At 42.2% G+C, this 12,108-nt stretch carries 11 protein-coding genes; 6 read left to right on the forward strand and 5 right to left on the reverse strand.

The genetic code is table 11. The features are described from left to right. Positions 1–141: 141 nt before the first annotated feature. Both SIB66_RS09325 and SIB66_RS09330 read right to left on the reverse strand, forming a co-directional pair. Positions 142–567, reverse strand: coding sequence for a di-heme oxidoredictase family protein (locus SIB66_RS09325; RefSeq protein ID WP_063421325.1), 426 nt, complete (start codon positions 565–567; stop codon positions 142–144). A 314-nt stretch (positions 568–881) separates the two neighbouring features. After that, a complete protein-coding gene (locus SIB66_RS09330) occupies positions 882–1,277 on the reverse strand; it encodes a hypothetical protein (protein ID WP_236070089.1) in 396 nt (131 codons plus the stop codon). Between the two features lie 837 nt (positions 1,278–2,114). Between SIB66_RS09330 and mscL the strand changes: the two genes are divergently transcribed. The 4 genes from mscL (at position 2,115) to SIB66_RS09350 (ending at position 6,599) form a co-directional block, all read left to right on the forward strand. Beyond that, positions 2,115–2,507 (forward strand): large conductance mechanosensitive channel protein MscL, encoded by a 393-nt coding sequence (mscL, locus tag SIB66_RS09335; RefSeq protein WP_063405716.1) that lies wholly within the window; start codon positions 2,115–2,117, stop codon positions 2,505–2,507. Positions 2,508–2,585: 78 nt separating this feature from the next. Next, complete coding sequence (locus tag SIB66_RS09340; protein ID WP_413681260.1) at positions 2,586–3,236, forward strand: hydrolase; 651 nt, start codon at positions 2,586–2,588, stop codon at positions 3,234–3,236. Between the two features lie 340 nt (positions 3,237–3,576). Further along, a complete protein-coding gene (locus SIB66_RS09345; RefSeq protein ID WP_236070090.1) occupies positions 3,577–3,819 on the forward strand; it encodes a hypothetical protein in 243 nt (80 codons plus the stop codon). Positions 3,820–4,769: 950 nt separating this feature from the next. Next, complete coding sequence (locus tag SIB66_RS09350) at positions 4,770–6,599, forward strand: mechanosensitive ion channel family protein (protein ID WP_413681262.1); 1,830 nt, start codon at positions 4,770–4,772, stop codon at positions 6,597–6,599. A 131-nt stretch (positions 6,600–6,730) separates the two neighbouring features. On the opposite strand, the gene SIB66_RS09355 is transcribed toward SIB66_RS09350, so the two are convergent. Further along, positions 6,731–7,840 (reverse strand): TIGR00341 family protein, encoded by a 1,110-nt coding sequence (locus SIB66_RS09355; RefSeq protein ID WP_063405719.1) that lies wholly within the window; start codon positions 7,838–7,840, stop codon positions 6,731–6,733. 613 nt (positions 7,841–8,453) lie between these two features. Between SIB66_RS09355 and SIB66_RS09360 the strand changes: the two genes are divergently transcribed. Continuing rightward, a complete protein-coding gene (locus SIB66_RS09360) occupies positions 8,454–8,852 on the forward strand; it encodes a DUF2721 domain-containing protein (RefSeq protein WP_063421333.1) in 399 nt (132 codons plus the stop codon). Between the two features lie 12 nt (positions 8,853–8,864). Here SIB66_RS09360 and SIB66_RS09365 read toward each other — a convergent pair whose 3' ends face one another. Beyond that, entirely contained in the window at positions 8,865–9,962 is a 1,098-nt protein-coding gene (locus SIB66_RS09365; RefSeq protein ID WP_063405721.1) for a metallophosphoesterase family protein, read from the reverse strand. A 1,338-nt stretch (positions 9,963–11,300) separates the two neighbouring features. Then, positions 11,301–11,534 carry a hypothetical protein gene (locus SIB66_RS09370; RefSeq protein ID WP_236068998.1) on the reverse strand — a complete coding sequence of 78 codons (234 nt, stop codon included), beginning with the start codon at positions 11,532–11,534 and terminating at the stop codon, positions 11,301–11,303. A gap of 233 nt (positions 11,535–11,767) precedes the next feature. Here SIB66_RS09370 and SIB66_RS09375 point away from each other — a divergent pair, with 233 nt between their 5' ends. Further along, the gene (locus tag SIB66_RS09375) at positions 11,768–11,986 is read left to right on the forward strand and encodes a hypothetical protein (RefSeq protein ID WP_063404064.1); all 219 of its coding nucleotides are present in this window, start codon (positions 11,768–11,770) and stop codon (positions 11,984–11,986) included. Positions 11,987–12,108 lie beyond the last annotated feature (122 nt).

Raw genomic sequence — 12,108 nt, forward strand, 5'->3', positions numbered from 1 at the left:
AGAGTGATTGGCGCAATTGATGGTTTGAGATTCCTGCAAGTAAGGCAGCCTCTGAAGGTCGATGGCGTTGTTTCTTTAAAGTTGTTTGAGCCAATCCAATAGTTGATCCTTCTGCCTTTGTGGCTAGGCCTGATAGCGCTACTAGGCAGTTGTAGCCTCGCCTGCATGCAAGATGATCGCTTCTTCGCGGCTAGGCCCCATCTCGCGAAGTAAAAGGTCGGTGTAGGGCCAGATTGTTTGGTCCTTGATGACTTTTGCCACAGCCTGTTGATTGTTCCCTGTCCGCTGGCTGGGCACGTGACAGCTAGCACCTTGAAGTTGATCAAAGAGTGCTGATCCCTGTTTGCCTAAAAGGTTGTGAGATGCTTCGTCTGTGGCATGTGCTGCGAGAGTCTGTGTGTAGTAGCTCACCCCATCAAGATTTTCCCAATTGATGTCGGCAAGGCTGCCATTAGTAGCCATGGTGCTATTCGGCCCAGTTGCCGTTGTAAGTTCCATGTCGTCGAGGTAGCCGTTAGCGCTCTGTTGGTTCACGCTGGTTGTAATCGCCTTCCAGCCAAATCGCACAATTCGCCATTCCCTATGGCTGTCGATCGTCCAATCGGGTCTGCCAGGGATTCCGTTTATGGAAAAAATTAGGTCAGTAGCAAGACTACGCGTATATTTAAATTTTATTGAGTACTAATTGATGAAATGTAATTGATTTTTCTGTCTATTTAGATTAATTGTTGTGATCATAAGTTTAGATGAAGCTGTTAATGATCTTTGGGTAACGATACCTGAAGCTGATTATAATCCTGCAAACTTACTCATTGGGTATAGCTTTTCTGAATTAGGTTGGCCTAGCCTTAACTAAGTGAATTGAAGCCACCATTAGAGTTTTAAATCTTGATCTGATGGCTAGTAAAATCTTTAATTCTCTTGCAAGTACGGGTTGTCATCGTCTGAACTCCGGCGACAAGGCTTACTGAAAATGTTTTGATCTCAAGGTTTACTTTGTTGATCTCATATTTGAAGTAATGACTGTTGCTTGTTTGAAGTTTAGCAACAACAATAACTGGTGAGGTTGATTCAACGATAAGTCTCTCGATGATATTTCTATCTTCTTCAGATGGTGCAAATGGATAACTTATCTCTACTAATAATTTCTCGGGGTCGACAATGTATATTTCCTTATATGCTTTGCCTTCATAGATGTAAGAGCACATGAGCTTGAGTGGAGTTGCCCTTACAGGCGCTATATGCATCAGGGCAACGAAACCAAAGGTGCCAATCACTAAAATGGACGTTTCAATCCAACTCGTGAAATTCAGGTTTGTACACCTCTTCAAAAAGGATGCAAGGCAATTTTGATTAGGTCTAATCATCAGCTCTCTAAGTACGTTTTGATGTTGATGACTGGCAGGCTGATATTCCTTAAGACTAGCACCAGAGAAAAAAACAACGTATTAACATAAAATGTATCGGATAAGAATATCATTTTGACCACACATATGCTCTCTCATGTCACGGACAGATTTGCTTACTCATCTATTAGTAATTTAAATATTTTGGCCAGATATTGGCGTACTTGATCTGTACTTTTCAAAACATATCGTATGGTAATCTCATTTTAATCTTTTCTGATTCCAGTATTTATAATACTATTTTTACCTTTCCCCTTGGCATTGTCTGAAACTGATCCATCGCTTGCTTGATGTTTCTAAGGTTTGCCTGCAAATGCACCCCCCCCCACCAACAAGTTGTTCTATTTAATATCATAGAAATACATATAATTCTATGATGTTAAATCACTTACCCCATCTCAATAGATTGATTGACTACTCTGCTTGGTACATCCGGCACACCTATGTGGGCCTTCGACTACTCAGTAGTTCATGGATATACGCAATACTATTCAAGGAACGCATAAACGATCCCTTGGTCAGTGGAGGCCAGGGGATTTTTATTCTTTTGACGAATTAATCAGTTAAATGTATTCATTAGTTATTTGATAAGATTTCTTCTGACCAAGCCCTGAAGATTTAGAAGGGGTAAATCGTTTAAATTTTTTAGGATTGTGGCGTCATCTCACTGAGAGGGTCATTATGGTGTCTTCTTAGTCATTGCTTCATATGGCATACCGTCGCAAAATAACCAACGTCCTTCATGACTTCACTGAATTTATCAATCGCGGCAATGTCGTTGATCTAGCGGTCGCTGTTGTCGTAGGTGGTGCCTTCTCCAAGGTGGTGGATGCACTTGTCAAGTTGGTCACTATCGCTGCGATGGACCCTGTACTTCATAAACTTAAGGTAGAGACACTAAGTGACTTGCCCGGCGGATCCTTGCTGGTTGCAATAATCAATTTCTTGGTCATTGCCTTCGTGGTATTTATTGTGGTGAGGGCTATCGAGCGCTTCAAACGCAAACAAGAGGCTAAAACCGCAGCAGGTCCAAATACCCAACAGCAATTAGCCGACGCGGTTGAACGTTTAGCAAGTGCACTGGAGAGCCGTGAGCTTTGAGTTCATCAAACTCTTATACAACTAGTTTAGGTTTCTTAATGCACTGAACCGCTTCTGCTTGATTGGCTACCATTTTTGGTGTATCACCTGAGCATCCCTATCAACACAGATTATTCCGAAAACTTATTTTCGGATTTATCGACTTCGTTTACTGATTCTCTTTTGCATAGCCCAATGTTGATGCAATCTAAAGACACAGCCCTTTTGATTATTGATGTGCAAGAGAGATTGATACAGGCTGTGGATGATCAGAAACAGATCGTTTGGAATGTCAGGCGTCTGATTGATGCCGCGAATGTTCTGAGTATAGAGATGGCATTAACGGAACAATATCCTCAACGTCTTGGTCATACAATAGAACTAATTGCGAAAAGGATTGTACATAAGCCTTACCCAAAAATGTCATTTAGTTGTGTTAGATGTGCAGAAATCCTTCAACAATTTAGGAAGTCTGGTATTAGTAAGATTCTTCTCTGTGGAATTGAAGCTCATGTTTGCGTGCTTCAAACAGCACTAGATCTTATCTCAAATGATTATCAGGTTTTTGTAGCTGTCGACGCAATTGGTAGTCGTAGGAGAATTGACTATGAGTTTGCATTAAGACGTATGGAGTCTGTTGGTGTGACTTTAACAACTACAGAATCAGTGATGTTTGAGTGGTGTCATCAAGCTGATAGAGTCGAATTTAAAACTATTAGTAACTTAGTAAAGGAGTGCCTATCAGAATGATAATCTCTAGCGTCACTTTACATTCCCGAAGTTCAATGATCACTAGAATTTGCTATTAACGCCTTTCTTGAGTTCACACTATTTAACTGTGTGCCTATCGAGTTATAGCTTTACCTTTAACTAAAGATGAAAGTTCTATTCTGTTTGATTGTACTGATTAATCTTGCGAGCATTTTTGGGATGAAACCAATACACCCTCATGCTCATTGATTTATGTCTGCCAGCAAGTTGTGTCCAGATTCTTTTTTTTCCGAGAATTATTTTTAGAAGCTTAACCCGTTAGAATTTATTAATTTGTTTGGCACATTGAATCCTGTCTCTCAAGGCAGTACATCCACCTATGGCAATGCTGGTGTATTGCGTGAAGATAGGCAAGTGTTTACATCCTATTATGGCTCTTCAAGCTATTCTTGTTCATTCCACTGCCCAAGGTGGCACTATCCATAAATTTACTGCCAAGCAAGGAGAGGGAGAGCGTTTTCTAGGTTGTTATCTGGGAACTTGTAAATTCAGCAACAATATAGCTGAAGCAACAGCAGATTTGGCAAGCTTAGAGCCCTCAGTAAAAAAGTCAGGGGCCTAACTCGATAAATCTTTTGCTGTTTTTTTAACTAATTCCGATAGAACTAGACCAATACGAAACTTTCTAGACGTAATCATCCTGCCTTGCAATAGTTATAGTAAGCTTTAAGTTAATGTTTGCCTTATCCATTTTGTTGGGCAATACATTTCTGCATAAGATATACGAATTCAGTAATTCATCTTGTGAAAAGATCCACTTTTAGAAAGTATCAGAGTATCTTCCATTGTTTAACCCTTCTTAGATTATCCATCGCATAGGCTGATTTATAAGCCTGAGTAGGTTAATTCTTGCCTATTCACAGTTCGTTATTTTAAAGTATGACGATTTAAGTTTAAGCCTTGCTTACTTTGATTATTTAAAATTTCCTATTAGCTTGCTACTGCTTGCTTTGTTATTGCTATTAAGTCTTTAGTGTATTGATAATCTTTTTTATTATTTAGTGTTTATGTCGAATAGTGTGATGAACATTTATTCTCATTGCCTTCGCTGTCTTTAGATCTCTTCTGTAGATCAGTTCTCTTTGCCAAAGCTTATAACCTGCTCTTTTGACATATGCGCACTCATCTTTTTCACGTAGCATTGTTTGTCTATATTAAGCATCTTTTAGTTAATAGTATGGCCAGACTCCGATTCTTATATTGCTTTTAAGTTTTCTTTATTACTAGAATTGTAGGCGAAATACATATGCCAGGAAAAATCTAATGCCTGTTTAACAGATAATGCTTATGGATCAAACTTTTCTTGTTTTTGCTGGATATCGATCAGCAGCTCATTTAATCTAGCTACAATCCTTAGATGGATAAGAATTGGTAATGCAGCTACTTTCCAAAAAAAAATTAGCCTTGCGTTGGTTGGTATGTCTTTTTTGTGGCTTACTGATCAGTCTGCTTTTTTTTCCTGCTTTTTCACAGATCTCGTTCGGATCACCAGCAGCTCCCATCAGTAATCCGATGAACCGACCTGTCTGGGACCTTAATAGACCTTGGCGTTGTGGTCGCCTTTACTGCAGCAGAGTTGTTTTTCCTGTTCGAATTCTTAGCCAGAACAATCGTCTCACTCTCGCTGCGCAAGCTTCAAATAATATCAGTCCACAGCAGGCAGCTCAGAACATTGAACAGCGAGCGCAATCTGTACAGTTAACTGTTAAATCTGTCAAAAATCGCCTTGTTAGTTTTTGGCGAGAGACCCAGTTGTCTGGTAAGGCTTCTAACTACGGTCTACAACGAATTTATGATCCACGATTCTGGTGGTTCTTACATCAGAAACCTATTCATCCTCTTACGCCTGCAGTGGAGATCGGCACCCAAAATAAAGCCACAGTTATCTATTTGCCAGACAATCCAAAGTATCGTCTTTTTAAACAGACAGTAATTACTGTAACGGCTCCAGATGCTCAGCATGCAGGCATTGAGATCTCTCAGTTGGCGCAAGAGTGGCAACAGAGAATAAGAGTTAATTTTAGTGATCGCCTTTGGGGCCTGGAATTTTCCTCCTCCTTTCCTGGATTACGTGTTTTACTTTCTGTGGGCTTATTGTTAACAGCCATTTTAGGTTTGTTTCTTCTCAAGACTATACGAGCTTCATTGCTTTCTATAAATCGTCGTTTATTGCATAAACAGGAATCACTTGCAGAATCTTTTAAAGACGATGTCATGGCTGCTTATTCGGGCAACCTTATGCCGCTTTCCAGTAATGACGGATATGTTAATGATATCGATTCACTCGATCAATCTAAGGATTCATCTGTCGTCGATAATGTCAATGAGTCTGCAACTCAACACCCTAATCAACCCATCGATAATCTTCCTCGATCGGCTGCATATACTCACGCTTTATTGAACCAGACCCAGAACTTCTTAGAACTCGTTCTATTAGCAAGTAACTTTATTCGAATCGCATTTTCAGTCTTAGTCCTGCTTTCTGCTACTGCTATTTATCCTTCAATGCGTATATACTCATTTATTGCTCTGCAGCAATCGATTGCGATTCCTTTTATTTGGCTAGGTGTTTTTATTTTGCGGCTTTTGGTTGTTATCATCATTGATTTTAATATTAATAATTGGATAAGGCGTGTTTCTAGCAGGGATGTTAGTTCGATGCGCTATACCCTTAGGGCAAGTACATATTCTAAGTTTCTTAAAGGTGGAGCAACCGTAATCACTATTTTTCTAGGTATCGTTTTGACTTTAACAACAATAGGAGTCGACCGTTCTGTTTTTACCAGTGCTGGGGTAATTGCTGTTGCCGTGGGTTTTCTTTCTCGTAATGTGCTTGAGGATATTCTTAACGGAGTTCTTATCTTGGCTGGTGATCGTTTTGCAATAGGTGATGTCGTTACGATCGGCACCTTTGGTGGCTTTGTTGAAAATATGAATTTATTCAACACTCAACTTCGTGGTTCTGATGGTCAACTAACAACTCTGCCTAATAGCCAGATACGAACCGTAGAGAACCTTACTAAGGATTGGTCTCGAGTTAATTTTGATATCAAGGTATCAGCTCGCGAGAACCTTCGCCATGTGCTCGATGTGGTTCGGCTTGTAGCCAATAACATGAGAGATGATAAGCAATGGAGTGATTATTTTCTTGATGCTCCCGAGATCCTTGGGATTGATCAGGTGCAATCATCAGGTTGTTTAATCCGTGTTTGGATAAAAACTCAACCCTTGGCTCAGTGGAGTGTAGGCCGTGAGTTTAGATTGCAGATTAAAGAAGCTTTTGACCGGGAGGGAATTACACTTGGTGCTCCTATTCAAAATGTGATATTTTCTCGTCAATAAAGATTGACATTAGCCAAATTATATAAATTCCACATCGAAGCAATGTTAGTTAGTTGTATCGTTTGCATATCCTATGGTCTGATTTTTCTTAAGTGTTTAATTGCTAAATCCTAATTTATAGGCTGTGAACCCTATTGCTTAAGAGTCTCTCTGTACTGATGAACTCGTGAAGGAACGATTCTTGTGTCTACATCGAGTTGTCTAATTCCAAACTCTTTTATTGAATCAAACAGTATTTTATTAATAGAGGCTACTTTCCCCTCAGTTAGTGTACCTTCTGGGACATTGAGTACTAGATCTAGAACAGCACGATCTTCTTTTAAATTCACATACATATAGCGGATCTGCATCTTTTGTTTAATTCCTGGCATTTTTATATTTGTTGCTCCTGGCTGTTGTTGATTTGCCCCGATCGCAGAGAGTTCCATCTCAATCTTCTTTGTAAGTAAGAACTTTCTTAAGGATGAACTTAGAGGGACGCAAATTATAATGATAAGTGCTAACCATGCTAACAATGCACGCCATGAGCGCTTGATCGATCCATATGACTGACTTAGAAAGGTCAGTGAAGCGGCAAAGGTGATGCCTATAAGGTTGGCCAGAAAAAGTATGAACGACCCTGTAGCAACCTCATGGTTTAGCCCCCTTATTACCCCTCTAGAAAATCTGGCACTGATCTCCGGATCAAGCGTTAACCCAATGCCACTAACGCAAAGTGGAGGCACAAGCGCAACGGCGATTGCGACCCCAGCTATAGAACTCGCAATACGCTTGCGGGTTAGAGAAAATGCTCCAGCTATTCCGGCCGCAAAAGCCACTAGCAGGTCGATCAGATTTGGTGATGTTCTAGCCAGTATTTCTGAGCCTAAGACTCTTACCGGCATGCACGTTGCTATTAAAGCTGCTGTGATAACAACAATGCCCGTACCTATGATCAAGGTCACTAATGATCGTCTGATCAACAGGCTGCTTGCAATGGATATCCCATACGCCATGCTCAAGATTGGATTCATTAATGGAGCCACGATCATGGCTCCAATTACAACGGCAGTGTTGTTGGCAATCAGTCCAAAGGTTGCGATTATTGTTGATGTGATAAGTAATACAAAAAAGCCAAACGAAGGTAAAGAGTTGGCAATGCGTTCCTCATCAAGCACCTCAATTGGAACAGGTTGTTCTAAAAAAATAGACCATTGCCCTGTTAGCAAGTCGAAGGCGCGATGCAAGGGATTTTTGCTCATTTTGTAATTAACTCGAACTTGGTTTTTAAGACTATGTTATCCCTGTTCAAATTTGATCTTCCAGAAACTTATCATAATATTTGACCCATTTTCTAGTTTTATTAGACCATGTATCCCCATTCTTCTTTTTCGTATTGCAGACCTTGTGTTCTTTTTCGGTTTAATAGGTTGTTATTTTGATCTATTCTTTCTTTTTGCTGACTAATGATATTAACTTTGCTCCCTATTATCGCTGTAGTCTTGAAGCTAGATTGATTAATATTTAACTGATCAATTATATTCAATTTCACCTATCTCTCTGCATTTGAACCAGTCTACCCTTTCAGCCTGTTCCTACAGGCATCAGCTTCTCCAGTTATAGAGTCTCTTTTGCAATGTCCACGAATCTCTTAACTTAAATCTGTAGGTAGCTATTCACCAGTCTTTGCAGTAAGTGAGTTCCCTTTCATACTTTTAGCTGGCGTTTATCAGGCAAGCGTCTGTTTTTGATTGGGTCTTGGTAGCTTGTCTTGACTGCTCGATACGTTTGCTCATGATTTATGTCTTGGGGCTTGTTGATCTGGTTTCCCAATTGGGTCATCAACCTGCTGAAAACCTGTCGAGGGCCATCCAGATGTCTGTTGCGCCAGTTTTCTTGCTCGCAGGTATTGGAGGTTTGCTGGTAGTTCTCAATAGCCGATTGGTTCGCATTATTGACCGTTCTCGTGAGCTTCAAGCTTTGACTCAAAGCCGGGATACACCTGTCTCATCAGAGCGTGAGAGCAAAACAGAGTTACAAGCATTGAAGAGGCGCATGGCGTTGGTGATGAAAGCGATTGAACTTCTCACCGTCACGATTTTATTGGTTGCAATGGTTGTAGCTGTTGTCTTTATCAGTGTGGTCACTCAACTTGATCTTGCCTTACTTGTGGTGCCTTTGTTCGTTATGGCGATGGTATGCCTAATGGCAGCGTCCCTTCTCTTTCAACGCGAGGTGCAGTTGGCCACTACTCAGGTTAGACGATGCTTTTAATCCTTTTTCTAATTAAGGTTTAACCGAAAGCTTTGTTTTGTTGGCAGTTGATTTGTTGTTGAGATTGATTCTGGTTGAGCGCAAGTAAAGCCTTGGGCCAACGCTTGGTTGTAATGAACTGGGCAGTAGTTGTTCTGGTAAGACTTGCAGGCCATCGAGTTCAATAGTGGTCTCTACAAGTTCGCCCTGTTGACTGAAAAGGTCGAGCAAGGCGATGGTTTGTTGTGGTGGGTGTGAGTCGTTGAGTCTTTGACGCGGTCCACTACCCATGCAACCGAGACTAAGCAGATTGGCGGAACCCACATGGCTCGGATACCAGGCGTGATGGTGGCCACTAATGTATAGATGTACATTTTTGCGCTGAAGCAGTTGCTGCAGACGTTCTGGTTCGTGTAACACTTCGCCTGCACGATCGCGTCCCTTTGCAATCGCATAAGGCGGCAGATGGCCCATCATCATTCGCAACTTTGCCTGGCGAGCTTCTGATCCATCTAGCTGGCTCTCGGCCCAGGCCCAGTCATCTGATGAGATGTTGGCCGAAGAGGCATCAACAACTAGCAAGAAGATTTCTTCATGACGAATGCTGTATCGGAAAGGGAATTGATGGGCTTCAACAAATGTGAGACCAAGTGATTCTTGGCGTGCACGCCAGAACTTTTGAGCATGCAGTCGATCGAGCTCAAACACATATCCCGAATGTGTGCGGCTGTTTGATGCGTCATGGTTGCCCATGGTTGGAGCGAAAGACTCTTCTACAGTTCTTAGGGGCTGCAGTATCTGTTCATCAAAGGCAGACCACATTGCATCGAGCTGGTTTGAAGTGAGCCCGAGCTTCTGTCCCGCAACCATATCGCCTGCGCAAAGGACAAGATCGGGTTGTAGTTTGATTAAAAGCTCTAGGCCACGATGAACTTGAGACACGTAGCTGGTTGATCCGTAACTTGCGTTGAGGTCGCTGATCAGTGCGATTCGCTGATCTCCCCTTGGCAGGTCAGACAAGAGAGACTTTGACGGAGCACTTACCAGGTTTGCGGCAAGGGCCCTATGAAGAAACAAGCTGGCCATTCCTGCTCCGCTAAGGCTTAGGAAGTCTCGGCGGTTAAGGAACATAGCGTTGAGGATCAGGCCGTTGTTTGGTCATTCTGGCTTGATAGCTCCAACTTGTATTTGCCGTTCAACCTTCGCTTCTCTCTCTAGTTAGCCCTTTTGCTCCAAATTGCCCCGCTGTCGAGCACGATCGGCCAGTTAGTGTAGTGGTGCAAGCGATTTCTCTATCGATCTATATAATACTTCCATCGATTTCTTTGCTCTACTTAGAGGTGAATTTGTTGTTATCGAAGCTCTTGTCGGTTCCTAATTTCCACTCCTGCTCCAATCATACGAATGTATTGCTCGCATTTGCATAGTCACTTGATTCGTTATTTGTCGTTCTGTTGGAGTCTGTTTTTTGAGGCTTTCTTGTTAATCGAGTTTTCTTAATAACTGTTTAGTGAACGATAAAGACTATTGCCAGGGCTGTGGAGTGGCTGGCAATTTAGAATTTTTTGGTTAGATTTGTACAGATTATAGTTCTCTGCAGATCCATTTTAGGGTGATAAATTTTTAATCTTTTGTCTGTCTTTTCTAAATTTCCAAGATAACTTTGTTGCTAGCTAGGATTTGGAGCCTGGGTCGTTGTTGCTAAACCAAGCCTTGTAAGTCGTAGCTCCAGTTCCTGTATGCTGATCTTTTCACGGATTGATTGGATACGTGGTGTGGCCGAAGGCTGTACTGCACCAGTCGTACCAGCAAAAGATTGGCGCATAGAAAGAATTTTTGGGAAACTGTGGCTTCTAAGCCTATACTTATTTGCGCAAATGCATCTTAAGCAAATATTAACATCGTAGTCTTGTCTGCGATAAGGCTATCTCTCCTCAAGCCTTCTGCCAGTGGCAGTCAATGGTCTGGACGTGAAGTCTGAACAGCTTCTTGTTGTTTTCTTTGGATAGGGTTGTTGATCACATGGGGATTCAACGCTTTTAATGGCGTAAGGGATAAGGGCTTTTGTGTGCGCTAGCGATAGGATAGTAAGCGCACCAAAAATCAGATCAAATTGGCCTATCCATAGCGATTATTGCGACTCAAGCCCTAATCTTGACTAGGAATGATTTGCCTGAAGCTGGCTCAGCGCTTTTGGCCTATCTGCTTTGACCGCTGAGTAAATATACCCAGCTTGCTGGCTGTTCGACGCTGGGTTGCTTCAGTCGTCTCTTTTGTTGAGCGATTCGTCGTCGATTTAACCGGGTTTTAGGAGAGTGAAGTCGTTGATTGCCTCGGCAATCGTCATTCGAGAGCCTCTATGCGTTAAATCCTTTGCATGGTAAACGTTTTGCAGGGGGGGGTGGCACCAGCACTGTGCTCTGCTATTGGCTTTATCCCCTAAAGAACTGCTGCAGAGTGTTCCTGTTCTTAAAGCTGACAGTGGAGGTTGAGACAGTCGTCCAGTTGCTTCTCTCGATGGTCCATCAAGGTGTCAAGCCATCTCGCTGCTTCGACGGGAGCAACCGTGCGATCTCGCAGGAAGTTGCAGATCAAGCGATAAAGGGGGCCTGCATCGGTCTCGACTCTTATTTGCTCATCAAGCGCTAGAAGCTGCTCAGGTGTACTGCAAGAACGAAGTTGATCCACGATGGCTTCGCGCATTCTGTTGATCATCATTGCCGGCAAAGTTACGCATGTCCTCATCCTGCCATCTCATGCCGCTTTCTTTGCACCGATAACGCCTGCCTAAGGGGCTCTGAATTGTTCCTTGTTATGGCAGCTTGCTGATATGGCTTGATTTTCGGCTAATAGGAGTTCCATTTCAAGACATACAGAAAGGATGAAAAGCCTCTACATTTATCCGCCGGCTTCTGTTCTCTGCTTTAGCATCGACATTGAAAGATCATCTGAGTATTGCGGTGGATGCAACGCCAAAGGACAATTCAGAAGCCAACGATCGGATCTCTCCACGCGAGAAAAAGCTTGGCATAGCCGTTTCTGTCTCAGTATTTGCTTTGAATGCTTTAGTGGTACTGATCTTGATACTGGATCGCACGGTACCCTCGTTTCACCAGCTTTTGATGGGTATTTTGGATTGGATTAACTCACTGTGATTCAGAATCTTGTTGGAAATTCGGATGATTCCCTTCAGGCTTGACTGAATCCTTATGCAGTCGACGTGCCTTTTCATATTCTTGCCCTCATGTCCAAACGCTAAGGATCTATTTGGCGACTT

This window comes from Prochlorococcus sp. MIT 1318 (assembly GCF_047304505.1).
In the GTDB taxonomy this organism is placed as follows: domain Bacteria; phylum Cyanobacteriota; class Cyanobacteriia; order PCC-6307; family Cyanobiaceae; genus Prochlorococcus; species Prochlorococcus marinus_D.